Here is a 25,329-nt window from a genome sequence, read left to right on the forward strand (position 1 = left end):
GTTAAACAAACCAAGCTTTTTTACTTTCTTTTATCAGCTTTGCCGAAGCATGTAATAGTTTTACAAAATCTTTTTGGTTTAAATCTTCCAAGCATTTAAGCTGAATAGAGCGTACTTGCTTTCTGTTATTGTCATTTCTTAAAACAGGAAAATCTTGTTCTAAAAGCACTCCTTGAACAAATGCCACATCTACATAATCTTTCCCCTTTAAAATGTTTAAATAAACCATGGGTTTGTTTCCAATCCTATAAAACGGAATTTTATAACTGTAATACTCTTCTACTTCTGGTAAAGTACTCAATATAACACCACGGACATACAACATAATGGACTGAAAAGGCTCCTTTTGTCTAAGAAAATAGGCGTCAACAGGTTTCACTTGAAAATTTTATTTCAAACTTAATCAAAAAAATATCATTTAAATTAAAAATAATTTATTTACTTTGTATTTCAAAGTACTTTTATATGGAATCAAAAGATTATTTAAAAGACATCAGCGAGATAAAGGATTTAATGAACAAATCATCACGCTTTATTTCATTAAGTGGCCTATCTGGTATTTTAGCTGGTGTTTATGCTCTTGTCGGCGCTTCAATTGCCTATTACATTGTAAGTAATTCAGTTCGGGGCTATTTAATTTTAGACGGACATGTTTTTACCATTTGCTTATTAATTTTAGGGATGGTTGCTCTTTTAAGCATTGCTACCGGAATTTACTTAACCACGCGCAAAGCGAAAAAAAATGGAGAAAAAGTATGGGACAGTTCGTCAAAAAGGTTGCTGATCAATTTTTTGATTCCTTTAATTACCGGAGGTATTTATATTTTAATCATTCTTAACCAGGAGCGATATGGTCACACTGCTGCCTTAATGCTAATTTTTTATGGTTTGGCCTTGATCAACGCCTCTAAATACAGCTTGGGAGACATTAAATATCTAGGTTTAACCGAAGTTGTTTTGGGGCTTATTTGCGGTTTTTTACCCAGTTATGGTTTTTGGTTTTGGGTGTTGGGCTTTGGCATCATGCATATTATTTATGGTAGTTGGATGCATTTTAAATACGATAGAAAACAATAATTTAAAACCATGAAAACACTGAACCGCAAGTTAATATTCATTATCTTTTTGCCACTTTTATTACTATGCGTACCCTTGATAGCCATGTTAATTTCGGACGAGGTTAATTGGACTTGGTTCGACTTCACTGTTGCCGGTCTACTATTATTCGGTTTTGGTGTAATTTTAGAATTAGCTTTAAGACACTTTAAACAAAAAAGAAAAAGGGTTGTCGCATTGATTGTTTTAACAATTATATTTTTGCTGATTTGGTTAGAACTCGCCGTCGGTATTTTTGGCACACCTCTAGCGGGAAGTTAAACGTCTATGAGCATTATAAACAATATAAATAAGTTATTTGACCATCGCATTAGATTGGGCATTATGTCTGTTTTAATGGTAAACGAATACGCAGATTTTAACACCCTAAAGGAACTTTTAGGCGCTACCGATGGTAATTTGGCCAGCCATACCAAAGCGCTAGAAAAAGCAGAATATATTAAAGTTGAAAAACAGTTTATTGGCCGAAAACCGAATACAAGATACTCAACCACAAAACTTGGTGAAAAAAAATTTAAAAAGCATATTGAAGCTCTCGAAAAATTAATCAAGAAGTCTTAGATTAAATGGAATATTTTGTAGATAAAGATTCTATAGTTAGAAAAATTTGGGGTAAAAGCGACACGGTTTTGTTAGTCTTTGCGGGCGCTTCGGCCGAATTTGCTTTAAATAAAGCGGTAGATTGGCTTTACTTTACAGGAAAATTGCCCAAAGATCCACTCGGGCGACTTTTTTCAACTGTAAATTATGCAAGAAGCATCGTGTTTTCTGAAAGTAAAACGGCACTAAAAACCATTGATAATATTACGGCCATACATGCCGCCATTGAAAATAAACGCGGTAAAGCCATTCCTGACTGGGCCTATAAAGATGTGCTTTTCATGCTCATAGGCTATTCAATAAAATCGTTTGAAATTCTTGAAAGACCATTAACTCTTGAAGAAAAGCAAGACGTCTTACATGTGTTTAAAACAGTTGGCGAACGCATGGGGCTACAATCGATTCCGATAACTTACTCTAATTTTGAGATATCTCGAAAAAAACATTTAGAAAACAACCTATACAACGGCGCTTTCACCAAAGACCTTTACAAACAATACAAAAAGCATTTAGGTTTTTTTAGGTATAACCTGCTAATTGAAAGCCAAATTCTGCTGCTACCCTATCAAGCACGTACATTATTAAAATTCCGAAAACATTCTTTATTGAAACCATTAATTGCAGTATATAAAGTTTTTAGAAGTTTAAAATTAGATGGGGCCATAAAGGAAGTGTTACTTCCTGCGGAATATAAAGACGATATTAAACGTTTAAACATCGTTTCAAAATAAATCAAAATTTTTTAATCTTTTACTTTGAAACGCAAAGTACTTTAACAAAGCTATTATGAAAAAAATATCATTAGGAATCGGAGCATTATTCTTTAGTTCATTGTTTTACGACAAAAGTATCGGGCTCAACTTATTATTATTTAGCCTACTCACCTTAGTCATAATATTTGTAAACAATAAAAATAGCTTATACGATAGAAAAACCATTGCCTATTCTATCATTTACATTACTACAGGAATAGCCGTTTTCTTCCACAATTCTATGCTTACCATAATCGCCAACATGGCTTCCTTTTTTACATTAATTGGCTTAGTAACCGAAAACAAATCATCAATCTACATCAATTGGTTAAATGGTTTATATAGTACTGTTGCTGGTTTATTTCACCGAAAATTTTCAGTAGACACAAAAAATGTGGCTGAAAAGAGCTATCGAAATATCGACTACGTTCACCTTACCAAAATTATTGGCATTCCGTCAATTGTTGTTATACTTTTTGTAACGCTATACCGAAAAGGCAACCCCATGTTTAACGCCCTAATTGAAAAAATTGATTTGGGTTTTATAAATATTCATTGGCTACTCATGACCGGTTTGGGCTACTACTTGTTTTCTAACATTCACCAACCCGTGCCCGTACAACCCACAACCAAAATTGATTTAGAAACGGGTAACACCTTATTTAAATCTAATACATTTTCAGAAACGGAACTAAAAAAAGAGAACCAATTAGGTACGGTTTTAATTGGTGTTTTAAACATTCTTATAATCACTTACCTCATTACCGAAATCACTTTTATATCTACCAACTTAGATTTGAGAGCTTCGATTTTTTCAGAACAGGTACACAATAGTATAAATGCGCTCATCACTTCAATTTTAATTGCCATTGTAATCTTACTTTTTGTCTTTAGAGGCGACCTGAATTTTTATAGAGGCAATACAACATTGAAAAGATTGGCGTTTCTATGGATTATACTTAACACGCTTTTGGTAATTAGCATTGCCATTAAAAACGGTCAATATGTATATTATTATGGGCTTACTTACAAGAGAATTGGTGTAATTATTTATTTAATCCTATCGCTTGTTGGACTCATAACCACATGGCTTAAAATAAACCAACTTAAAAACATTTGGTTTTTATTACGGTTGAACGTAAAAGCTGCCTTTGTTGTATTTGTTGTATGTAGTATGGTCAATTGGGATTACCAGATAACAAAGTTGAACTTTAATTATGCTCAATCTATAGATTTTCAATACCTGATCAATCTTTCAGATAATAACACACTACTACTAAAAAAATTAGCCGATACAGGAACATTAAACGAGAAATCGACCGCTATGGTTGAAAGAAAATACAAAAGTTATATCAACAGGTTAAATAACCACTCTTGGCAAGAGCTGAAATACGACAATTTAATTATTAAAAACATACTAAAGTGATTGTTTTACTCATTTTTCCGCTCATCATATTATGCCTGATACACTACGGAATACTCAGACTCAGCATTTCGTGCATCTATTGGGTATCAAAAAACACCAATAATAAACAACAAGCCTTTAAGCTCTATTTTCCGTATTACATAATAAGCCTATCGTCACTTTCCTTTGTTGGTATTGTAACATGCCGTATGAATATCATCTCGATTTACTATTTCGCGCTATTATATATTTCAGCATTATTGATTTGGCGTTCTGACCTGAAGCACCACCATCGTAATCAAGAAAATTTGAAACCAGCAAACACAACTAAACACTAAAAAGTACCATGAGTTATTTCGGCAGCGCAAAAATAAAGTCACTCAGAAAGCAACTCATAATCGTGCTTTTTAAATATTCAAAACAGATTTATACGCGCATGTTCAAAAACCATGAATCTTGGAATGTTACCAAAGTAGATTTACTGAAACTACCTGAGGACACCTTAGGAAGGCATTTAGGTGAATTTCTTAAAAAGAATGATTTTGAACTCATTCCTAAAGTAGAACGGCATGATTGCTACCACGTACTCTGTGGATACTCTACTAAGGTTGAAGACGAAATTGCCTTACAATGCCTTTGCTTCGGTAACGGAAAAAGAAGCTTATACCTTTATGTTGCTGTTATTTTGGGGGTTATCATTTTACCTGATTACCTTGGTTATTACTTAAATTCCTATCGTATAGGAAAAAGAGCCAACACGTTTCACCATTACGATTACGAGAAGCTATTGCAAGTTTCAATTTACGATTTTCGGTCTGTTATTTTTTCGTCTAAACAAATCGATCCCATAAAACCATTATAAAATGATTAAAAACAAATATTTAAAAACACTCATTGCCCTAATACTGCTTGTTACAATTTACAGTATTGGCATTAACTTTTGGGTTACATTTAAAGCAAAAAACGCAACGTTTAATAGTATAGCTAATATACCACAAAACAATGTTGGATTAATTCTTGGGGGCAATAAATTTGCTGGGGCAAACAGAATAAATTTATACTATAAATATAGACTTGAAGCCGCTATAAAGCTATATAAATCTGGAAAGATAAAATACATTCTTGTTAGTGGCGACAATGGAAGAAAAGACTACGACGAACCTTCAAATTTTAAAAGAGATTTAATTAATAACGGTATTCCTGAGGAGAACATTTATCTCGATTATGCTGGTTTTTCAACCAAAGACTCTATGATAAGAGCTAAAAAAATATTCGGACTAACTGCATTTACCATTATTTCACAGAAGTTTCACAACGAGCGTGCACTGTACATTGCCAAACACTACCAGATAAAAGCCATAGCCTTTAACGCCAATGATGTTAGCGGCAAATACGGATTAAAAACAAAATTGAGAGAACTATTGGCTCGAACAAAAGCTTCAATAGATGTTACATTCAATGTCGGTCCCAAATTTTTAGGAAATAAAATAGAAATCCCATGAAATTAAAAGTCCACGCACATTATGTTTTTATAACATTATTACTTTTCACTATTGAAATCCTTATCGCCATGTATTTAAAAACAGGTTTTATAAGGCACACCTTTGGCGACTTTTTGGCAGTCATCCTTATTTATACCTTTTTTAAAAGTTTTCTAAAGATCAATTCTATTAAACTGGCATTAGCCACTTTACTATTTGCATATAGTATTGAGTTTCTTCAAATGATCAACGTATTGAAAATATTAGGCCTTGAGGATAATATAGCCGCAAAACTCATTTTAGGAAGTACGTTTCAATTTACAGATTTAATCGCCTACTCTTTAGGTATCCTATGTGTTTTAATAATCGAATTTAAACTTCAAAAAACATGAACACTTTAAAACTATTTGTTTTGAGTAAATTCAAAACCATAACCATATTAACAGCAACCATGGGATTTAGCTTAGTGTTGCTAATGATAAGAATGAAAATAACGCATTCGTTTTTCTATTTATTTTTAGTGTGGAACTTGTTTTTAGCCGCCATACCCTTTGCCATTTCAAGCTATTTGGTGTGCCTCCCCAAACCGTCAAAACTAATATCACTGACTTGGTTTGGTGTATGGCTGCTTTTTTTACCTAATGCTCCCTACATGATTACAGATCTATTGCACATTAGCATTAGCGAAACCAAATACATTTGGCTTGATATTTTGGTTGTAAAGTCGTTTGCACTTTGTGGAGTTCTGTTATTTTACCTATCAATTCTTGATATGGGAAAAGTTTTTGCAATCTATTTTAAAAAGGCCGTTTTAGATTTTTGCCTAGTACTTATCGTCTTTCTTTCAAGTTTTGGTGTTTATTTGGGAAGATTTTTAAGATATAACTCTTGGGAAATTCTAACTAATCCGAAGCATTTGTTACTTGACATTGCTAATATAACCATAAAACCAATAGCACATAATGAGGCTTGGTTGTTCACTTTATTTTTCGGGACATTTTTAGGCATTGGTTTTTGGGTCTTTAAAACACTTGCCTTAAGAGAAAACTAAACAAAATTAGTGGTTAACCAACATCCTTTTTAGGTTTCTGAGGTAATACTTCTTCTGGGAAAGGGAATAAAATTGTGGAATTCTTTTCGGCTGCAATGTTAGAAAGAGTTTGATACAACCTCAATTTAATTGCCGAAGGAGACTGATCGATGAGCTTGCCAGCTTCCAACAACTTGCCAGCTGCTTGTTCTTCAGCCAAAGCCAAAATAATACGGGCACGTCTAGAACGCTCTGCCTCGGCTTGGTTTGCCATCATGCGTTTCATGTTTTCTGGTAACTGAATATCTTTAATCTTAACATCTATAATATCTATACCCCACTCTTTAGTTTCAACCTCTACAATTTTTTTAATGTTATTACCCATTTCCTCTCGTTTTGACAAAATGGTGTCCAATTCAACCTTACCACAAACATCGCGCAAAGCCGCCTGAGATAACTGGGTTATGGCAAACGAATATTCTTCAACTTCCAACACCGCCATTTCTGGATCAACAACTTTAAAAAAAACCACACCATCAATACTACACGGTACGTTATCCTCGGTCATCACCTCTTGTGAAACTACATTTATGGTAATAACCCTTATATCTACTATCTGTATGGTTTCTACTAGCGGAATAATCCATCTAAAACCAGGTTGTAGTGTACTAACATGTTTACCAAACCTAAACTTTAAAGCTCTTTTGTATTCAAAAATCACACGTATGCCCGATAACAGAAATACTACAACTACAACCGTAAAAATCAATGCAGGATTCATGATAAACATCTTTTAATTAACAACCTATAAATCAACAAATAAGTTAGTGATTTTTTAGAAATTATAAAAGGATATTAATTAAAATAAATAGGCTAGATATAAGCACTAAAACAAGGTATTTATTTTAAGGATAAAAGAAAGATTATTTTTCCTTGCCCCTATTCTTTTCCTGTATTTTTCTAACGATTGAAGTGGCCGCCTTTCGTGTTACCAATCTAGGTAATACCGCCAAAAATTTATTGAATTTTCCAGGAATAGCATATGTTTTACCTTTCAGCATGGAATTGTAACCGTACAAAGCCACTTCTTTGGCCGATGCCATATTGAAAGTGATTTTATTATCGCTCGAATCTTCTGAAACAGTTTTTTGGAAATCGGTTTTAGTTGGCCCCGGACAAAGGGCAGTTACCGTAACACCTGTATCCTTAAGCTCGTTGGCAATAGCTTCAGAAAAAGACAACATATACCCTTTTGAAGCATAGTAAATGGCCATTAACGGCCCTGGTTGGAAAGCTGCCAATGAAGACATGTTTAATATTTTTCCCGAACCTCGTTTTACCATACCTTCTAAAACTAATTTTGTTAAATGTGTAGTTGTTAAAATATGAAGGTGCAACATTTCAGACTCGCGCTCCCAATCGGTATCAACAAAAGATCCAAAAAGCCCAAAGCCCGCATTGTTGATGAGTACATCTATAGGCTCTCCGTTAACAGCCTCCATAATACTTTGTGCCACGCCTTTTCTACTTAAGTCTTCTTGTAGTGTGACAACTTCTATTTTATATTGGTTCTGAATTTTTTTTTGTACTTTTTTTAACCGGGTTATATCAATATCAACTAAAAACAATTTATAATTGTCTTGCGCTAACAGCAGAGCCAATTCGTACCCCAAACCAGATGCCGATCCTGTTACCAAAGCTCTTTTCGTCATAAAATCAAATGGATTTAGGTTACAAAGTTATTCCTTTTCGTCAACAAAATCCTGCAAATACGAAAAACGTTTGGTTAGTTTCCCATTTTCGGTAATTTTTGCACGCTGCAAAACACCGTTTTTATCACCATTAAAAAACGCAGGTATAACGTGTTTTAAAAACTGCTCGCCAAAGCCTTCGCTGGCGTCCTGAGGAAGTTCGCACGGTAAATTATCGACAGCCATTACGGCAATAGCACTTTCTGCTTTGTAATCTATTTCTTTTTCGGTTTGTGGATTGTATCCATAAATAGGCTCTGCGATAGTCGACGCCCGAAGTGTTGTAGCCACAGGGCCATCCACATCGCAACTGATATCAGCCACCACTTTTATTTTGAAGTCGGCAGACTTAACATCTTCACGCGTGTACAGGTACGGAGCGCCATCACCATAAAAATGCCCAGCAATATAAAAATCGGTTACTTTAGCAAAACGCATAAAATTGGAATCGTAGGCTTCTGGGTGATTAAAAAAATCGAAAACATCATTAATTATTTGCCCGTCTTTGCGCTTGTTGTAATCCAGAACATCAATTTTACAATATACGGGCTCATTAAAATGTGCATTTAAATATTCTTCGACCGAAACCGATTTTATTCCCATCGCATCTAGCATTTCCTGGGCTCCGTTTGATACTTTGCCACTTCCAGTAAGTAAAATTTTAATAGTTGGAAGCTTTATTTCATTTAACTTTTCAATCAATGCCGCCTGGTTTGGCAATGGTCCGGCTTTTGGGAGTTGCCAAGAATTAAATTTGAGTCCCCAAGCCCTAAAACCATTGTAAGTACCCACTATGCCCGCATAACGCCCAAAACCAATTAGCCGAAAGCCATCGTTATTCACAATGGTTTCGTGGTCGTAGAGTTCTATATATTTTTCCAAAACTGCTTGAAGCAGTTTACGGTTATACGGTTGTTTTTTTATCGTGTGCGAAAAGAAAAAGTATTTTTTATTGGGAATTAAGGCTTCAATTGGAACTTCTTTTACGCCAATCATAACATCGCAATCTGAAACATCATTGGTAACCTCGAAACCGGCTGCTTTGTAAGCTTTATCAGAAAACACCCGAATATCAGAAGATTCTACCTTAAACTCTGCTTCTGGGAACTGTTTTTTGGCTTCAATAAGTTTTGATGGTGAAAACACCACACGGCGATCTGGCGGCGTTTTACGTTCTTTTATTATGGCAAATTTCATATATTTTAGCTCAGTGCCCAAAAGGGCAAATATTTTATTTTATGTTAAGGCTACTTCAACAAAATACAATTCTTTTTCATTTAAGAGCAGTTTTTCGCCGTGTTGAAATATATTTTAACCTTTGAATTACTGACAATATGCATGTGTTTTAAAACTGGAATAATTATTGCTTTAAATTTACTGGGAATTAAAACGATTTACAAACTTTTTGATACCTTTGCTGCCCGCGTTAAGGATTGAGGCACTTCGACTGCGCTCTGTGCAGGCTAATGTTGGAGCTTCTCGTAGAGAGCGATTGCTGAAAGCCTGCCCCAATAGGGGTAACGCTATTACTATTTTAATTGGGGTCGACTGGTTTTGACAGCGAGATTAATTAAACGGTAAGCACGTCGTGTAATGGTTTTGAGACACGTAAAAGGCTAGACCAAATTTTAAACGGCGAGAATAACTACGCTTTAGCTGCGTAATCTGAATTATAGTAGGATTAGCCTCGGTACACAAGGTGTACAAGCTAAATGTCTCCGGAAAGCCTTGGTTAGTGGCGTTCCTTTTAGAGGCATCGTAAAAATTAACCAAGATTTGGCAGTGCTTTGATGCCATTTCGAGATTAAGAAGCTAAGTTGCAAGTGGGTTGTCTTTAACCAGCTTGCAATCGAAAAAACAAGAAAAGAATAAACGTGTAGAAAGCTCTTTGGTTACTTGTTTGGACGAGGGTTCGAATCCCTCCGACTCCACGGAAAACTTAAAAAACCCGTATAGACTGACGCCTATACGGGTTTTTCATTATTAAGGAATTAAGTGGACTAACTAACGCGTTGCTTATCTTTCATTTTTTCAAGCAACATTAATTCGCGTTGAATCTCCTTTTTTCTTTCATTGAACTTTTTTACTTTTTCGTCTATCATCGCTTGATGAGCCAAACGTTTTTGACGTCTTAATTCTTTTTTTTCCTGTTCTTCCTTTTGCTTGCGTTTGTTCTTTAATTTTTCTTGGTAAACCGACAGATAAGAATATCCATACATGCTTAAAAACAAAAGTGCTATTATTCCTAAAATTACGTATCCGTTTTCCATGTTTTTTAAAATTATTAATTTAAAAACTTTTATAACTGAAAATATGTTAAAAATCATTTAGATATTTTGCCATTAATTAGTAAATGATAAATAAAATTAAGAAAAACATATTACCGTTAAAAATAAAAAAGGTGAATGACTAAAAAAGTAGTTAAACGTTATGCCCAACTACTTTTCGATTCTATTTTTTACTACCTAATTTATTGGAAACTTACTGAGTAACATTAAAGCCTTTTTGCATCCAGTTTAGTATGCCACCTTGCAAATCGTATATAGTGGTAAAGCCCTGCTTTTTTAACTCGGCAACACTTTGGGCACTTCGTTTTCCTGAGCGGCAGTAAACATAAACGGGTTTTTCTTTGTTTAGAGCAATTAGATGTTCGGCAAAGTTTTCATCATAAAAATTAAAATTGACAGCTCCTTTAATGTGTAATTCATTATACTCTTTTGGAGTTCTAACGTCAATCAATTGAATATCCTCGTCCTGTTGAAGTACCACAGAAAGTTGTTCCGGCTCTATGAAACCTTTCTCGGAAACCGGTTGACAACTTACAACAAAAGCTATCAACAAAGCCATTAAAGACGGGTATTTCATAGCCTTAATCTTTATCTACAACATCCCCGGTCCATTCCATCATACCGCCTTCTAAGTTGTATGCATTTTCGAAGCCCAATTGTTCCATAATTTGGCAAGCCTTCCCACTTCGATTACCAGAACGACAGTACACGTAGTAATTTTTACTCTTGTCTAAATCTTCTATTTCGTCAATAAAACCTTGACCTTTATAAATATCGATATGAATGGCTTTAGGGATAATTCCATCTGCAACCTCTTCATCTGTTCTTACATCTAAAATTACTGCGTTATCATCATTGGCCAATTGTTCGGCCCATTCTTCTTGCGTTAAATCTTCCATGAGTATTTATTAAAATTGTTTTTCACAAAATTAGCACATCTGCTTCTATAGACGAAAAAAAACAGTGTGAATTACATTCGCAAAAATAAAAGGTTCAGCTATTAGGCTATGTAATTTTTGTTACTCCCACTAAAAATTAAATCGTTTTTTAAGCTTCAATCATAAAACATCATTTTAATCGTTATTTTTGCGACAAATATTTTATCTTTTGAAAACAGCCATTCGTTTACCTTTATTATTCATTTTTAGTTTTGTTTTAACAGCGGTATGCCATTCTCAGGAAAAAAGAAAAATAGAGATTAAATACTCTGGCTTTTTAAATACGGATGAAGAGCGGTATCCTGGAGCAAAAATCCTAACCCGCGATGATGCCCAGCAAGTCCATATTGAACATAACGGTGCGAACATGTGGTGCGATAAAGCCATACATTACACCAAAGAAAACTTTATTGAGGCCTACGGAAATGTCAACATAAAACAAGGTGATACTATCAACATGACTGCTAAGTACGTTGAATACAGTGGTATTACCGAATTGGCCTTTGCTAGCGGCAATGTTGTTTTAACCGATCCCAACTCTACTATAACAACAGACACCTTATATTTTGACAAACTAAACGAACAGGCCTTTTACAAAAGCGGAGGCACCGTTGTTAAAGACACAACGGTTACAATAACGAGTAAAATAGGGCGCAATTACATGAACTTAAATAAGCTTAGGTTCGTTAAAGATGTGGTACTTGTAAGCAAGGAATCGACTATAAAGTCTGATTATTTCGATTTTTATTCCGATACCGGTCATGCCTATCTTTTTGGACCATCAACAATAACCACCGAAGCCAGCAAAACGTACTGCGAAAAAGGGTTTTATGACACCGAAAACAATGTAGGTTATGCTATGAAAAATGCAAAAATAGACTACAACAACCGCATTATTGAAGGTGACAGTCTCTACTTTGATGATACTAAGAGCTTTGCTTCGGCCTCCAATAATATTAAAATCACAGATACGATTAACAACAGCATTGTAAAGGGGCATTATGCCGAGGTCTTTAAGGAAAAAGATTCGGTATTTATAACCAAGCGTGCCTTGGCTATTTCGGTTCAGGAAAACGATTCCATTTACATCCATGCCGATAAAATTATGGTAACAGGAAAACCGGAAAACAGAATTATAAATGCCTATTATAAAGCCAAAATGTACAAATCAGATATGAGCGGAAAGGCAGACTCTATCTATTCCAACCAAAAAACTGGCGTTACAAAATTTATTAATATCCCCCGATTTTCAACAGGTGACAAATTCTCGGTTAAACGAAAACCTGTTTTATGGAACCTTGAAAACCAAATGACAGGCGACACCATTCACCTTATTTCTAACAACGAAACCGAAAAAATCGATTCACTTCTTGTTTTCAACAATGCTTTTATTATCAGCCAAGATACTATAAGTAAAACGGGGTACAACCAAATTAACGGTTTGCGCCTTGTAGGTTTGTTTAATGATGAAAACCAATTAAGGAAGGTCGATATCACCAAAAATGCGCAGTCTATTTTCTATGCCAGGAACGACAAACAGGAGCTTATTGGTATCGACAAAGCTAAATCTGGCAGTATTGAAATCCTATTTTCCAATGGCGGTATCGACGAATATTCAAGGTTTAACCAAGTAGATGGTAATTTGTACCCCGAATCAAAATATCCTAAAAACCAAAAACTGTTAAAAGGGTTTGATTGGCGCGAAGAAGAACGTCCCAAAAGTGTTGAAGATTTGTTTTTAGAAGATGTCCCCTACAACTTACCCGAAATAAAAGGTTTGGAAGATTATGTGCCCCAAGATGCCTTTTTCAACGAAGCTATGATGGAACGTATTGAACAAGCCGGAAAAGCGGATTTGGAGAACAAGGCAGCGCGGAATGTACCTAAAAAAAGCGAAAAACCTAACAATTCACTTTTGTTCACCAGTGAATTTGATAATCCTAAATGGCACAAGCATCAACTAAACATAAAACCAAATACCGCGAAATCACCTAAAAACTCAATGTCGGCCGATAACATTACAGGAACAGCTGATAAAGACGGACATATATTTCAAACCATTAAAGCAAATGGACGTTATCGGTTTTCGGTTTGGTTGAGAGGAAAGGGGAAAATTAGAATTAGATTTCAAGAACATGGCGGAACATACAGGGTTTATGAAAATTTAGACGTTACTCTAACAAATGATTGGAAACAATACCAAATAATAGGCAACTATATAAATAACGAACATTTAATGCGTTGCTTAATCAGCAGTATCCAAACAAATGACAACTTTTATATATGGGGTGCAGAATTAATTAAACTACCTAATTAAATGAAACCAGATTTCCTAAAATACCAAGCCCAAACCACACCCCACCCGCTGGCAATAGAAATCTCCCATGCCAAAGGTTCTTATATATACGACACTGCAAATAAAGCCTATTTAGATTTTGTTGCCGGTGTGTCGGCCACGCCATTGGGGCATAACCACCCCAAAGTAATGTACGCCATAAAAAGGCAATTGGATAAGTACATGCATGTTATGGTGTACGGCGAGTACATCCAGAAACCTGCTGTTGAGCTCACCAAACTTTTAGCAAAAAATTTAACTGCGCCATTAGAAAAAACCTATTTAACCAACTCTGGCACCGAGGCCATTGAAGGCGCTTTAAAACTAGCAAAACGAGCAACAGGAAGAAGCGAGATAATTGCAGCTAAAAATGCCTATCATGGTAACACCATGGGGTCGATGAGCGTTATGGGGTACGAGGAACGCAAACAGGCGTTTAGACCATTGCTCCCTGATGTAAGGTTTATCGGTTTTAATAACGATGAAGATATTGATTTAATTACCCCAAAAACAGCCTGTGTTATTTTAGAAACCATACAAGGTGGTGCCGGTTTTATTGAACCCGCAAATGATTACCTAAAAAAAGTGCAAGAACAATGCAATAAAGTGGGTGCCCTCTTTATTTTAGATGAAATACAACCTGGATTTGGGAGAACGGGCAAACTATTCGGTTTTGAGAACTACAACTGCAAGCCCGATATTTTAGTGACTGGAAAGGCTTTGGGTGGCGGTATGCCCATAGGAGCCTTTACAGCATCAAGTCAACTTATGGATTTGTTGCAAGACAAACCTAAGCTCGCCCATATTACAACCTTTGGCGGCCACCCGGTTATTGCCGCCTCTGCTCTCGCCACATTACAAGAAATAACCAATAGTAACATAATGCAGGAGGCGCTCAAGAAAGAACAATTGTTCAGAAAACTTCTCGTTCACCCATTAATTAAAGAAATTAGAGGAAAAGGGCTCATGCTAGCTATCATTTTACCTTCGGCCGAAATCACCAATCAAGTTATTTTGAAAAGTCAGGATGCCGGACTAGTCCTTTTTTGGTTGCTATTTGAAGCTAAGGCCGTAAGAATCACCCCGCCTTTAACCATTTCTAATGATGAAATCCAACAGGGTTGTGAAATTATTCTAGGTATTTTAAATGAATTAAAACAACAAAACAACAACACAAACAACTGATTTTCAGATAAAAACACACAAGACAAACTTGCTTTTGGCACAAGTGTTGATTACTTTGTTAAAAACATTTATCTAATTTCTAAGCAAAAAGAAAATAGAACATTAAATTTATTCATGTAGAATCCCACAAATGTGCGTATGGAGTTTAGTCATAACGACAACAACAATTTACCGCTTACCAAGTTTGAATCAATGTTAAAAACAAACCATGTTTTATTCTTTGATTCAGAAGAGTTTGAAAATATTATTCACCACTATTTGAACCAAGGGAAAATAGCTTTAGCAAAAAAAGCTATAAAACTAGGTTTAGAACAACATCCTACCTCGGTAAACCTCAGGCTTTTTAAAGTAGAAGTTTTTGTTTTTGAAGATAAGTTCGACCAAGCAAACACACTACTAAATGAGCTTTACAGTATCGACCCGACGAATGAAGAAATCTACATTCAAAAAGCTAATATTTTTTCCAAACAAGACAATCACGCACGCGCTATAGAAGTGCTAAAAAAGGCTTTGACTCTAACTAATGATTTTGTGGATTTGTATTCTTTAATAGGTATGGAATACTTATTTCTCGACGAGTACGAAAATGCCAAACATTATTTTATGAAATGCTTAGAGTCTGATATTGACGATTACTCAGCGCTATATAATGTGATTTATTGTTTCGATTTTTTAAATCAAAATGACGATGCCATTTCATATCTTAATCTTTTTCTAGATAAAAACCCGTATTGTGAAGTTGCTTGGCATCAATTGGGCAAACAATACCTTGCTTTAAAAGACTACAAAAAAGCATTGGCAGCTTTCGATTTCGCTATTATATCAGACGATACTTTTGTAGGAGCCTATTTAGAACGTGGTAAAGTGCTGGAAAAACTAAAACGTTACGAAGACGCTATAGAAAATTACGCCATAACTTTAAAATTAGATGATCCCACGTCATTTGCTCTTCTGCGAATTGGCCATTGCTACGAAAAACTAGGCAGCAACGAATTAGCTATACAATATTACGACAGAACAGTACATGAAGACCCTTTGCTGGATAAAGGCTGGATTGCAATAACCAAATTCTATAAGAAAAAAGGCAACCCACAAAAAGCGCTTTATTACATAAACAAAGCTATAAATATTGATTCTGAAAATGTTTTGTATTGGAAGCTATATGCCCAGATTAATCACAGGTTAAATTATTACGAAGAGGCAGAACGCGGGTTCAAGAAAACACTAGAACTAGGAAATTACGAATTAAACACCTGGCTTTCTCGCGGTGATTTATTGATAAAATTAGGCGAACTAGAAGGTGCTATTTTTAATTTTGAACAAGCTCAAGATTTTTATACTGAAAATGCTGAAATTGAGTACCGCTTAGCCGGGGCATATTTCTCACTTAATCAAGATAACAAAGGTATTTTCCACTTAAAAAATGCTTTAAAAATAAATGAAGATTATACTTTTATACTTGACGAACTCTTTCCAGATGTCATCAATAAAATCACTGTAAAAAACTTACTTAAAGCAAAACTTTAACTTACCGTTTCATTAAAATACATACCTTTGGTTTTTTGCTAAAAAACCGAACATGCAAAGACGATTAATCGACTATCTTATTATTTCATTAAAAGGTTTGGCCATGGGTGCTGCTGACGCCGTTCCCGGTGTTTCTGGAGGCACCATAGCTTTTATATCAGGTATTTATGAAGAGTTGATAACCACCATAAGCAATGTTAACGCATCGTTGTTTAAAACGCTCTTTAGAGATGGTATAAACTTATTCTGGAAACAGCTTAACGGTAACTTTTTGGTGGCATTGCTATTTGGAATCGTAGTTAGCTTTGTATCCTTTATGCGATTGGCCAAGTACTTATTAGAACATCACCCCATTTTAATCTGGTCTTTCTTTTTTGGTCTCATTGTGGCCAGCATCTATTTTGTAGGCAAACAGGTTACCAAATGGAATCTATCTAGTATAATCACCTTCATATTAGGAGCAGCCTTAGCATTTTATATTAGCAAACTGCCAACACTGGCCACAAACGAAAATTCGTGGTTTTTATTTTTAGCAGGAGCTATAGCAATTTGCGCCATGATCTTACCTGGCATTTCGGGTTCGTTTATACTCATTATCTTGGGTGCTTATAAAACTTTAAGTAATGCCATTCATGATTTTGACATAAAAAAGTTAATGATTTTTATAGCCGGAGCCGTACTCGGTTTGCTCAGTTTTAGCCATGTTTTAAAATGGCTTTTTAAACATTTTCACAATGCTACATTAGCCATTTTAACCGGGTTTATTTTTGGATCTTTAAACCGAGTTTGGCCATGGAAAAATACTTTTACTTGGCACACTAATTCCAAAGGAGTAAAAACACCTTTGGTACAAGAAAGCATCTCTCCTTTACAGTTTGAAGAGAATAACCAGTTACTTTTAGCTGTAATTTTAATGGTTTTTGGGTTTTTAACTATTTTTATCTTAGAAAGAATAGGTTCTAAAAAATAAACATGCAAAGCACCAGAACACTTAGTGACAAACTTTTTTTAATCCTAAAAGGATTGGGCATGGGTGCGGCAAATAAAGTACCCGGTGTTTCTGGTGGCGTAGTAGCCTTTGTTGCTGGTTTTTATGAGGAATTTATCTATTCATTGAAAAAAGTAAACGGCAAAGCCTTCAAACTTCTCATCAATGGCCGTTTTAAAAGTTTTTACAGATACATTAATGGCAGATTTTTGGGTTTGCTTTTCTTAGGCATGATAGTTAGTTATTTTAGTGTTTCCAAAATACTCGATTACCTTATAGAACATTACGAACTTTATGTTTGGAGCGTATTTTTTGGTATGATAATAGGCTCTATTTATTATATAAACAAAGATTTTGAAGACTGGCGACTTAAAACATATATAGCCATGGCGATTGGAATTATTTTAGGCGCTAGTATTAGCTTTTTAAATCCTGCCAAAGAAAACGACAATTTATGGTTTGTTTTTTTCTGCGGAATTATAAGTGTTTCGGGCATGACACTTCCTGGATTTTCTGGATCATTCATTCTTATCCTTCTAGGAAATTACGTATTACTTTTGGTCGATTCGGTAAATGCTCTATACGATACGTTTTCCGACATTTTTAAAGGCGATTTTAGCTTCACCGAAAACAGCGAACGGATAAGAATGCTTACCGTACTTGGGGTCTTCACTTTAGGGTCGGCAACTGGCCTCGTTACTTTTTCGCACTTGCTCAGCTACATATTAAAACACTATAAAAGCATAACACTAGCTTCCATTATTGGATTTATAATAGGATCGTTGGGTGTTGTTTGGCCATGGAAAAAAACCTTTTATAAAACTAGCAGTGATGGTAGTTTCATATTAGATTCAGCAGGCCAAAAAGTCATAAAAAACTACCAACGCTATTTTCCAGAAGCCAGCACCGAAACACTCTATGCCATTGGTTTTATTCTTTTAGGCGTCGCTATAGTTTTGGCTTTGGAATGGTACGGACAAAAAACAAGAAAAACAACATGAACAAACTAGGACTTTTAGGAAGAAATATTTCATATTCATTTTCTAAATCTTACTTCAAAGATAAATTTGAAAATGAAGGCATCAATGATACTTCCTATGAAAATTTTGATATCGAAAACATCAATTTATTCCCATCTATAATTAAAAACACCAAAGGCTTAAAAGGGCTTAATGTAACCATACCATACAAACAAGATGTGATGCCCTATCTAGATAAGATAAACAAAAAAGCTAAAGTTATTGGAGCAGTAAATACCATTAAAATAACTAAAAAAGGCAAATTGGTAGGTTACAATACCGATTGCTACGGGTTTAAAAAATCCCTAAAACCACTACTAAAAAAGCACCATAAAAAAGCGCTGATTTTAGGAACAGGTGGTGCCAGTAAAGCGGTCGCTTTTAGTCTGGACGAGTTGGGCATATCTTACCAATACGTATCGAGAAAACTGTCGGAAGGCATTGCTTTTAGCTACGATACTTTAACCGAAGACGATATTAAAAACCATCAGATTATTGTCAACTGTTCGCCCGTTGGCACATTTCCAAATGTAGACAAATGCCCAAACATTCCTTATGGCGGAATATCGGATAACCATATTTTATACGATTTGATTTACAACCCTAGCGAGACGCTATTCTTAAGCAAAGGAAAGGAGAAAAACGCGACGATTATTAATGGCCTAGAAATGTTAAAATTACAGGCCGAAAAAGCATGGTCTATTTGGAACCTTTACTAAAACCCATTTAAAACAGTTAAAACTTTTTTAACTGCTTTGTAAATACTTTACTTGTTAGTATCTTTAAGGTTCTTATATTGACTATGAACCTTAACATTTTTAAAAATGTCTGATATTAATAAACCACAGGAAGAAGAAAGCGCTAACAAAACCAATTCAAACGAAAATCCGAACGAATTAGACGCTAACAAAACAACCAACGAAACTTCAAAAGTAGATTCCCAATCGGCTAAAGACGATGGCGAAGTTTCAAAGGAGACGCCTGAAGAAGACACTGCCAGTTCGAACGACGATTCTTCTAATGAAGATGATAAAGTTATGGATGAAATTGACGAGTCAAATGCTGAAGATGCTGAAGATGAAGGCAACAAAGATAGACATACCATAGAATTTAAAGCCTACGACACCATGTCGTTAGAAGCCCTTGCCATTGAGTTGGAAAAACTTCTAAAAAATGAAAAAGTTCAGGCCATTCGCAACCATGTTAGTCAAATAAACTCAGAATTTAAAACAAAATTTCAAGCCCTTCTTGATGAGAAAAAAGAAGACTTTATCAACGATGGCGGTAACGAAATTGATTTTTTTTACTCATCACCTGTTCAAAAACGGTACAAAACGGCTTATAGAGAATACAGAAAAAAACTTAATGAGCACTATCAAAATTTAGAAAAAAACCTAAAACAGAATCTAGCCGATAAGCTTGAAATTATTGAAGAATTAAAAGGGCTTATTAATGTTGAAGAAAATATAAACACCACTTACAAACACTTCAAGGAACTTCAAGAACGTTGGAGAAATACGGGACCAATTCCACGTGACAAATACAATAACGCTTGGAACAGTTACCACCACCACGTAGAAATGTTTTATGATTTTTTACACCTTAACCGCGACCTTCGTGATCTCGATTTTAAGCATAATTTAGAAAAGAAGTTACTCATTATAGAGCGTGCTGAAGAATTAGCAAAAGACGACAATATCATGCGTGCCTTTAGGGAGCTTCAAGAGTTGCACAAAATGTGGAAAGAAGAGCTGGGGCCCGTTGCCAGAGAACACAGAGAAGAAATCTGGGGGCGTTTTAAGGCTGCAACCAAAATTATTAACGATAAACGTCAACTTTACTACAAGGAAATAGACAAAATCTACGAAAAAAACTTAGAGAAAAAGCTCGAAATTATTGACCAAATCAAGGCCGTAACCACCCAAGAAGGAAACACTCATGGGGCTTGGCAAAAAAAGATTCGAACTATTGAAGGGCTAAGGGAAGATTTTTTTAATGCCGGAAAAGTCCCCATTAAAGTTAATGAAGACACTTGGGCAAAATTCAAAGAAGCCGTTAGGACCTTTAACCGAAAAAAGAATGCCTTTTACAAAGGATTAAAAAAAGAACAGTACAAAAATCTAGAATTAAAACTTGATTTAGTAAAAATTGCTGAAGACAACAAGGACAGCGAAGATTACGAGACGGTTACGCCTTTAATGAAAAAAATCCAAAGCGATTGGAAAAAAATAGGGCACGTACCACGTAAAGACAGCGACAAAATATGGAAGCGCTTTAAAGCGGCCTGTAATCATTATTTTGACAGAATACACGCCAAAAGAAATGCTGCAAGCAAAGAACAGCACGAGGCCTTTAGTAAAAAGAGTGATCTATTAAACAACCTAAAAAAACTTAGTCTTCCAAGTGACAAAGAAAAAAGCCTCGACCTTGTAAATGAGCAAATTGCGGTGTGGCAAAATATAGGCAAGGTTCCTAATGACAAACGCTTTATCGAGAATAAATTTCAAAAAACTATTGACGACATTCTTACGGGATTAAAAGTTCCGAAGAACGAAATTGAAATGATTAAGTTCGAAAATAAATTGGATGCGCTGAATGCCGCCGATAACAATAGGGACCTGGATAATGAACGTATTTTTATCCGCAAGAAAATTGATGAAGTAAAAGGACAAATCAATCAACTTGAAAACAATTTACAATTTTTCACTAATGTGGAAGATGATAATCCTGTTGTAAAAGAAGTTAAAGACAACATTAAAACACATAAAGAATCCTTAAAAATCTGGAAAGAGAAGCTTAGTAAAATTAAAGAGCTTTACTAACTATTTTTTCACCTTTTTAAACTAAAATGTCCACGGTAGATTTTTGTTCCGCCAGAGGTTTTAATTAGTTCGGCCACAAACCAATAATCTGAATTTGGCAAGAATTCACCTTTAAAAGTGCCGTCCCAAAAGTCGTTGGCTTTAAATTGTTTTAATAACTTTCCGTAACGATCATAAATATTCACGGTAGATTGGGGTGTAAAATTTGTTCCTAAACCTTCTATTTGCCAAAAATCGTTTTGCCCATCGTTATTTGGTGTAAAAAACTTAGGGAATCCTAGAATAAAAACATCTACAGAGGTTACACCGCAGCCATTTTTATCTCTTACATAAACTGTATGTGCTCCCGGGTTCAGTCGCATAAAAACTGGAGAATCCTGATAGTTAGAATCATCTACTGCAAATTCATAGTCACCAATGCCTAAATTATTGTTAACGTTATCTATTGAAATGCTGTTATTTTCAGTAGCATCAACAATCGAGACATCATCAAAACCAATTACCGCCTTTGCCGATTCCTGTACCGTAAAATAAACAGGATCAGAATCACATCCGTAAGACGACCGTGCCACAACCGAATATTCCCCACCGGATACTATCTCTGCACTTGGCATATTACTAATAACCTCACCACTACTGTTAAACCAACGGTATGTATTACTGGCATCGACATTAAAAGCTGAAACGACAACTGGCTCACCTTCGCTACAATAGGTTTGAAATTCATCAATTTCAAATTCAGGCTCACCATAAACGGTTAGCCTCAATACAGGTGCAATACCATAGCACATGCCGTTATCACTACTTTCTACCCGAACAAAAACATCCTGGAAATAGGCAATGCTATTTTGGTATTTGGTTGGCTGTGCTATTCTATTTTGCTCCAATTGTGCATCTTCAGCACGTTCGTAATAACTGATACTTAAATTTTGAGCCGCAGGAAATTGACTTTTTAAGGCACCTTCAGTTTGTGATAAATCGAATTCATGTAAACCATCAAAAACACCATCGTCATCACACGTATTTAGCGCTTCAAAATATCCCGACGGAAAAGCTGTCGTTGAAACTTGAAGGGTTATTATTGAAATTCGGTAACATCCCCTTGTGTTTTCAACACGAGCATAAACAGGATTATTTGTTTGATTATTAATTGATGATGTTATGGTATTATTACTTGTTTCGGCATCATTATAAGTTGGATGATAGGAAATAGTAACATTTGATTCTGAAGTAATATAAGGTGTTATTTCAGAAAGATTAAATTCCGTAAAACCATCTGAAATTAGGTCGGCATCACAGTTTTTAAAGTCAATTGAAGGCTTTGCCAATGGTGGTTTAGAAACCACAATGTTAAATGAAGTTTCTGTTAAACAGGAACTCATCTTTGTATTTATAATTTTCACGTAAATAGTCTGTCCACCTGCCACGGTGTTTATAAAACTACTGGGATTAGGTATAGCATTACTATAATTAGCGTCTAAAAAATATTCGAAATAAAAATTGTCAGGATTATTTCCGTTTAACAAAGCCGTTTCTTTATTGGTTAAATCGAAATCTGTAAAGCCATTGTAATCGTCACCATCATTTAAATTATCACACTCCGAATACGTTAAAACCGATGACAAAGGAGAAACCACCGTCAAAGCATAAAGATTTGTACTAGCAGATATGGATACAACGGGGTCGCCCGGCATACCACCATATTCCACGATATAACCCTTTGGATAATAGGGCCCGGGAGGCTCACCAAATTCTCTCAAATCATTCCAAGCACCGGGAATTCCAATACTGGGATCGGTGATATGTAAATAATCCTCTCCTCCATTTACGTTGTTAGGCTCATTATAATTCCAATTAGCATAATTAGGAGTAGAACCATTAGCCAACCCATTCCAAAAAACAGTACCGGCATCTGGGCCCGTTACCCATTTCCATTCACCTTCATTTTCTTCATCGGTTCCGCCTAGCCATCCTGCGCCCGAGGCTTGTTCGCCAGCCAACTGTGCCTCTTCAGGATAAAGAATAGTGGCTAAATAGCCCTGTAAACCAAAATAAGTTCGGGCTTCGGCCTTTGTTTTTGCATCACTCCAAGTGATTCCGTAATCTGAAACATACTCATAGTAATGCCCCGTTAACGGTAAGTAATTGGCGTCACCAATGGTAATAGAAAAACTTTTATCATTGGGCTGAGCACTTGAACTTTGAAAAACAACATCTTTTACGGCAGCCACTAGATTTATGTAACTAACTTGACTAGAAGATGTACCCGTTAAGGTTAATTTGCCTTCTACAGAATTCCATGATGTTGCGATATCAGGATGTGTACCGAGCAGAAGCAACATATCTTCTCCTTGTTGATAGCCCGTTGAAATTTGAATGTACAAGGCTTCAATTCCCTCATCATCGGGATCTTCTATATCAAAATCGGTAACAATATGTATTTGGCTTTGTGGGCAATAGGGTTGATTTCCTGTTGCAGACAACGTAGGTGCTATATTTTGAGACCATGAACATGGCACTAAAAATACCAATAACACAAATTTAAAAACCGAATAATATACTTGATTGTCCAACAATTGCTATTAATTTGTTTAAAGAAAACAAATATTTACCAAATGTCTAGCTTATTTTACATCTTTAAGATAAAAACTAGAAATAGTACGACTAAAGACTTTTAGCTTCCTCCCAAAACACATCCATTTCTGCCAAAGTCATATCTTTTAGAGGTTTGTTAAGGGCTTTTGCTTTATTTTCTAGGTATTGAAAGCGCTTCGAGAATTTTTTATTCGTGCGTTCTAAGGCATTTTCGGGGTTTATATTTAAAAAACGGGCATAGTTAACCATTGAAAATAGCACGTCGCCAAACTCACTTTCCATGGCATCGATATTGCAGTTTCTCACTTCGGTTTTAAACTCGTTAAGCTCCTCTTCTACTTTTTCCCAAACTTGGTTTGGATGCTCCCAATCGAACCCCACACCAGCTACTTTTTCTTGAATTCTATTGGCTTTCACCAAAGCCGGCAAACTTCTTGGAACACCTTCCAATACACTTTTTTTACCTTCTTTGAGTTTTAAATTTTCCCAATTTCGTTTAACGTCCTCTTCATTTTCAACCTTTACATCACTGTAAATGTGCGGGTGTCTGCTTATTAATTTTTCACAAATACTATTACAAACATCGGCAATATCAAAATCATTGGTCTCGCTGCCAATTTTTGAATAAAATACTATGTGCAACAACACATCACCCAATTCCTTTTTTACTTCTTCAAGATCATTATCTAATATAGCATCACCCAATTCGTAAGTTTCTTCTATGGTAAGATGGCGAAGCGTTTCCATGGTTTGTTTTTTATCCCACGGACATTGCTCCCGCAATTCGTCCATAATAGTTAATAATCTATCGAAAGCTTTTAGCTGATTGGCTCTGGAATTCATAATGAGACGTTTTGGCAAAAATACAATTATTAATACTTTTTTGAATTACGTAAAATGGAAAAAGGCAGCCTAAAACAGACTGCCTTTTTATTATTAAATTTTACTATAAATTACTGAAAGAAACTCATAATATTTTCAATTTTCTTTTCGTCGATATCGGCACTTTGCATGGCTTTTATTAAGGTAATCATTTTATCGGGATTCATATCGTCTCCTAATACACGTACAATTCCAAACCCTAAATCTTTTGAATTACCAAAAACAACAACCTCATCGGCTTCATTATCATCGCCAATATATTTCACGACTATTTTATTGCCTTTATCGTTAAACTCTATTAAGTCGTTATACTTTTCGTTGCTTAAAATGGCTTTTACTTTAGTAAGTTCTGTTTCATAGGCCTCAACATTAGTTTGATTGGCCTTAAACCCTAAAAAATTGAGTTTATTTACCGATTCGTAAGCTTCTTTCTGCGCTTCAGTAAAATCGGACTTGTCAATTTCAATCATGGATAACGGAAAGTCTTGTGTGATGAAATTTTTGTTTTCCTGATTATCTACATAATAGCGCTGCAAACTACCCTCATTACCGCAGCTTATTAAGATAGCTGCAGTAAAAAGAGTAAAAATTAAATAGTTAACTGTTCGTTGCATG

Annotated in this window: 26 protein-coding genes and 1 other RNA gene; 17 read left to right on the top strand and 10 right to left on the bottom strand. The window is 35.3% G+C overall.

Annotated features, from left to right (window positions below):
* Nucleotide 1 precedes the first annotated feature (1 nt).
* Nucleotides 2-379: a DUF1801 domain-containing protein gene (locus GSB9_01205; protein UKM64649.1), complete on the bottom strand. Its 378-nt coding sequence runs from the start codon at nt 377-379 to the stop codon at nt 2-4.
* 86 nt (nt 380-465) lie between these two features.
* Between GSB9_01205 and GSB9_01206 the strand changes: the two genes are divergently transcribed.
* The 9 genes from GSB9_01206 (at nt 466) to GSB9_01214 (ending at nt 6,405) form a co-directional block, all read left to right on the top strand.
* On the top strand, nt 466-1,077 hold the full coding sequence (locus GSB9_01206; protein ID UKM64650.1) for a hypothetical protein: 612 nt from the start codon (nt 466-468) through the stop codon (nt 1,075-1,077).
* A gap of 9 nt (nt 1,078-1,086) precedes the next feature.
* Nucleotides 1,087-1,377 carry a bacteriorhodopsin gene (locus GSB9_01207; GenBank protein ID UKM64651.1) on the top strand — a complete coding sequence of 97 codons (291 nt, stop codon included), beginning with the start codon at nt 1,087-1,089 and terminating at the stop codon, nt 1,375-1,377.
* A gap of 6 nt (nt 1,378-1,383) precedes the next feature.
* Entirely contained in the window at nt 1,384-1,677 is a 294-nt protein-coding gene (locus GSB9_01208; GenBank protein ID UKM64652.1) for a transcriptional regulator, read from the top strand.
* Between the two features lie 5 nt (nt 1,678-1,682).
* Nucleotides 1,683-2,447, top strand: a complete 765-nt coding sequence (locus GSB9_01209) for a DUF2236 domain-containing protein (protein ID UKM64653.1) — start codon at nt 1,683-1,685, stop codon at nt 2,445-2,447.
* Between the two features lie 55 nt (nt 2,448-2,502).
* The gene (locus tag GSB9_01210) at nt 2,503-3,894 is read left to right on the top strand and encodes a DUF4173 domain-containing protein (protein UKM64654.1); all 1,392 of its coding nucleotides are present in this window, start codon (nt 2,503-2,505) and stop codon (nt 3,892-3,894) included.
* A gap of 415 nt (nt 3,895-4,309) precedes the next feature.
* Nucleotides 4,310-4,735: a Coq4 family protein gene (locus GSB9_01211; GenBank protein UKM64655.2), complete on the top strand. Its 426-nt coding sequence runs from the start codon at nt 4,310-4,312 to the stop codon at nt 4,733-4,735.
* A gap of 1 nt (nt 4,736) precedes the next feature.
* On the top strand, nt 4,737-5,375 hold the full coding sequence (locus tag GSB9_01212; protein UKM64656.1) for a YdcF family protein: 639 nt from the start codon (nt 4,737-4,739) through the stop codon (nt 5,373-5,375).
* Nucleotides 5,372-5,746 carry a DUF2809 domain-containing protein gene (locus GSB9_01213; protein ID UKM64657.1) on the top strand — a complete coding sequence of 125 codons (375 nt, stop codon included), beginning with the start codon at nt 5,372-5,374 and terminating at the stop codon, nt 5,744-5,746. The genes GSB9_01212 and GSB9_01213 overlap by 4 nt, the downstream gene beginning before the upstream one ends.
* Nucleotides 5,743-6,405 carry a DUF1361 domain-containing protein gene (locus GSB9_01214; protein ID UKM64658.1) on the top strand — a complete coding sequence of 221 codons (663 nt, stop codon included), beginning with the start codon at nt 5,743-5,745 and terminating at the stop codon, nt 6,403-6,405. The genes GSB9_01213 and GSB9_01214 overlap by 4 nt, the downstream gene beginning before the upstream one ends.
* Nucleotides 6,406-6,418: 13 nt before the next feature.
* On the opposite strand, the gene GSB9_01215 is transcribed toward GSB9_01214, so the two are convergent.
* From GSB9_01215 to GSB9_01217, 3 genes are all read right to left on the bottom strand, one after another.
* On the bottom strand, nt 6,419-7,165 hold the full coding sequence (locus tag GSB9_01215; protein ID UKM64659.1) for a slipin family protein: 747 nt from the start codon (nt 7,163-7,165) through the stop codon (nt 6,419-6,421).
* A gap of 142 nt (nt 7,166-7,307) precedes the next feature.
* Complete coding sequence (locus GSB9_01216) at nt 7,308-8,096, bottom strand: SDR family oxidoreductase (GenBank protein ID UKM64660.1); 789 nt, start codon at nt 8,094-8,096, stop codon at nt 7,308-7,310.
* 27 nt (nt 8,097-8,123) lie between these two features.
* Nucleotides 8,124-9,332: an NAD(P)-dependent oxidoreductase gene (locus GSB9_01217; protein ID UKM64661.2), complete on the bottom strand. Its 1,209-nt coding sequence runs from the start codon at nt 9,330-9,332 to the stop codon at nt 8,124-8,126.
* Between the two features lie 343 nt (nt 9,333-9,675).
* On the opposite strand from GSB9_01217, the gene ssrA reads away from it, so the two are divergent.
* Nucleotides 9,676-10,069, top strand: a transfer-messenger RNA (tmRNA) gene (gene ssrA, locus GSB9_01218).
* A 66-nt stretch (nt 10,070-10,135) separates the two neighbouring features.
* Here ssrA and GSB9_01219 read toward each other — a convergent pair.
* The 3 genes from GSB9_01219 to GSB9_01221 all read right to left on the bottom strand — a co-directional run bounded on the left by GSB9_01219 (nt 10,136) and on the right by GSB9_01221 (nt 11,322).
* Nucleotides 10,136-10,405 (bottom strand): hypothetical protein, encoded by a 270-nt coding sequence (locus tag GSB9_01219; GenBank protein ID UKM64662.2) that lies wholly within the window; start codon nt 10,403-10,405, stop codon nt 10,136-10,138.
* Nucleotides 10,406-10,616: 211 nt separating this feature from the next.
* A complete protein-coding gene (locus GSB9_01220; protein UKM64663.1) occupies nt 10,617-11,000 on the bottom strand; it encodes a rhodanese-like domain-containing protein in 384 nt (127 codons plus the stop codon).
* A gap of 4 nt (nt 11,001-11,004) precedes the next feature.
* Nucleotides 11,005-11,322: a rhodanese-like domain-containing protein gene (locus tag GSB9_01221; protein ID UKM64664.1), complete on the bottom strand. Its 318-nt coding sequence runs from the start codon at nt 11,320-11,322 to the stop codon at nt 11,005-11,007.
* Nucleotides 11,323-11,530: 208 nt separating this feature from the next.
* Between GSB9_01221 and GSB9_01222 the strand changes: the two genes are divergently transcribed.
* The 7 genes from GSB9_01222 (at nt 11,531) to GSB9_01228 (ending at nt 21,237) form a co-directional block, all read left to right on the top strand.
* Complete coding sequence (locus GSB9_01222; protein UKM64665.2) at nt 11,531-13,678, top strand: hypothetical protein; 2,148 nt, start codon at nt 11,531-11,533, stop codon at nt 13,676-13,678.
* Entirely contained in the window at nt 13,679-14,881 is a 1,203-nt protein-coding gene (locus tag GSB9_01223; protein UKM64666.1) for an aspartate aminotransferase family protein, read from the top strand.
* Between the two features lie 138 nt (nt 14,882-15,019).
* Nucleotides 15,020-16,408 carry a tetratricopeptide repeat protein gene (locus GSB9_01224; protein ID UKM64667.1) on the top strand — a complete coding sequence of 463 codons (1,389 nt, stop codon included), beginning with the start codon at nt 15,020-15,022 and terminating at the stop codon, nt 16,406-16,408.
* A 52-nt stretch (nt 16,409-16,460) separates the two neighbouring features.
* Complete coding sequence (locus tag GSB9_01225) at nt 16,461-17,378, top strand: DUF368 domain-containing protein (GenBank protein UKM64668.1); 918 nt, start codon at nt 16,461-16,463, stop codon at nt 17,376-17,378.
* 2 nt (nt 17,379-17,380) lie between these two features.
* Nucleotides 17,381-18,397 carry a DUF368 domain-containing protein gene (locus GSB9_01226; protein UKM64669.1) on the top strand — a complete coding sequence of 339 codons (1,017 nt, stop codon included), beginning with the start codon at nt 17,381-17,383 and terminating at the stop codon, nt 18,395-18,397.
* Entirely contained in the window at nt 18,394-19,134 is a 741-nt protein-coding gene (locus GSB9_01227) for a shikimate dehydrogenase (protein UKM64670.1), read from the top strand. The genes GSB9_01226 and GSB9_01227 overlap by 4 nt, the downstream gene beginning before the upstream one ends.
* A 105-nt stretch (nt 19,135-19,239) precedes the next feature.
* Nucleotides 19,240-21,237: a DUF349 domain-containing protein gene (locus tag GSB9_01228; protein ID UKM64671.1), complete on the top strand. Its 1,998-nt coding sequence runs from the start codon at nt 19,240-19,242 to the stop codon at nt 21,235-21,237.
* Between the two features lie 8 nt (nt 21,238-21,245).
* Here the strand turns inward: GSB9_01228 and GSB9_01229 are convergent, their stop codons facing one another.
* The 3 genes from GSB9_01229 to GSB9_01231 all read right to left on the bottom strand — a co-directional run bounded on the left by GSB9_01229 (nt 21,246) and on the right by GSB9_01231 (nt 25,328).
* Nucleotides 21,246-23,810, bottom strand: a complete 2,565-nt coding sequence (locus tag GSB9_01229) for a T9SS type B sorting domain-containing protein (GenBank protein ID UKM64672.2) — start codon at nt 23,808-23,810, stop codon at nt 21,246-21,248.
* A 91-nt stretch (nt 23,811-23,901) separates the two neighbouring features.
* The gene (mazG, locus tag GSB9_01230; protein UKM64673.2) at nt 23,902-24,675 is read right to left on the bottom strand and encodes a nucleoside triphosphate pyrophosphohydrolase; all 774 of its coding nucleotides are present in this window, start codon (nt 24,673-24,675) and stop codon (nt 23,902-23,904) included.
* Nucleotides 24,676-24,785: 110 nt separating this feature from the next.
* Complete coding sequence (locus GSB9_01231; GenBank protein ID UKM64674.1) at nt 24,786-25,328, bottom strand: DUF4252 domain-containing protein; 543 nt, start codon at nt 25,326-25,328, stop codon at nt 24,786-24,788.
* Between the last annotated feature and the right edge of the window lies 1 nt (nt 25,329).

This window comes from Flavobacteriaceae bacterium GSB9, from assembly GCA_022749295.1.
In the GTDB taxonomy this organism is placed as follows: domain Bacteria; phylum Bacteroidota; class Bacteroidia; order Flavobacteriales; family Flavobacteriaceae; genus Flavisericum.

Coding starts and splice junctions, on each gene's coding strand:
- GSB9_01228 (UKM64671.1), top strand. CDS start 19,240: ATGTCTGATATTAATAAACCACAGGAAGAAGAAAGCGCTAACAAAACC.
- GSB9_01224 (UKM64667.1), top strand. CDS start 15,020: ATGGAGTTTAGTCATAACGACAACAACAATTTACCGCTTACCAAGTTT.
- GSB9_01227 (UKM64670.1), top strand. CDS start 18,394: ATGAACAAACTAGGACTTTTAGGAAGAAATATTTCATATTCATTTTCT.
- GSB9_01214 (UKM64658.1), top strand. CDS start 5,743: ATGAACACTTTAAAACTATTTGTTTTGAGTAAATTCAAAACCATAACC.
- GSB9_01215 (UKM64659.1), bottom strand. CDS start 7,165: ATGAATCCTGCATTGATTTTTACGGTTGTAGTTGTAGTATTTCTGTTA.
- GSB9_01212 (UKM64656.1), top strand. CDS start 4,737: ATGATTAAAAACAAATATTTAAAAACACTCATTGCCCTAATACTGCTT.
- mazG (UKM64673.2), bottom strand. CDS start 24,675: ATGAATTCCAGAGCCAATCAGCTAAAAGCTTTCGATAGATTATTAACT.
- GSB9_01211 (UKM64655.2), top strand. CDS start 4,310: ATGTTCAAAAACCATGAATCTTGGAATGTTACCAAAGTAGATTTACTG.
- GSB9_01216 (UKM64660.1), bottom strand. CDS start 8,096: ATGACGAAAAGAGCTTTGGTAACAGGATCGGCATCTGGTTTGGGGTAC.
- GSB9_01217 (UKM64661.2), bottom strand. CDS start 9,332: ATGAAATTTGCCATAATAAAAGAACGTAAAACGCCGCCAGATCGCCGT.
- GSB9_01213 (UKM64657.1), top strand. CDS start 5,372: ATGAAATTAAAAGTCCACGCACATTATGTTTTTATAACATTATTACTT.
- GSB9_01209 (UKM64653.1), top strand. CDS start 1,683: ATGGAATATTTTGTAGATAAAGATTCTATAGTTAGAAAAATTTGGGGT.
- GSB9_01223 (UKM64666.1), top strand. CDS start 13,679: ATGAAACCAGATTTCCTAAAATACCAAGCCCAAACCACACCCCACCCG.
- GSB9_01210 (UKM64654.1), top strand. CDS start 2,503: ATGAAAAAAATATCATTAGGAATCGGAGCATTATTCTTTAGTTCATTG.
- GSB9_01207 (UKM64651.1), top strand. CDS start 1,087: ATGAAAACACTGAACCGCAAGTTAATATTCATTATCTTTTTGCCACTT.
- GSB9_01225 (UKM64668.1), top strand. CDS start 16,461: ATGCAAAGACGATTAATCGACTATCTTATTATTTCATTAAAAGGTTTG.
- GSB9_01221 (UKM64664.1), bottom strand. CDS start 11,322: ATGGAAGATTTAACGCAAGAAGAATGGGCCGAACAATTGGCCAATGAT.
- GSB9_01208 (UKM64652.1), top strand. CDS start 1,384: ATGAGCATTATAAACAATATAAATAAGTTATTTGACCATCGCATTAGA.
- GSB9_01219 (UKM64662.2), bottom strand. CDS start 10,405: ATGGAAAACGGATACGTAATTTTAGGAATAATAGCACTTTTGTTTTTA.
- GSB9_01206 (UKM64650.1), top strand. CDS start 466: ATGGAATCAAAAGATTATTTAAAAGACATCAGCGAGATAAAGGATTTA.
- GSB9_01231 (UKM64674.1), bottom strand. CDS start 25,328: ATGCAACGAACAGTTAACTATTTAATTTTTACTCTTTTTACTGCAGCT.
- GSB9_01226 (UKM64669.1), top strand. CDS start 17,381: ATGCAAAGCACCAGAACACTTAGTGACAAACTTTTTTTAATCCTAAAA.
- GSB9_01220 (UKM64663.1), bottom strand. CDS start 11,000: ATGAAATACCCGTCTTTAATGGCTTTGTTGATAGCTTTTGTTGTAAGT.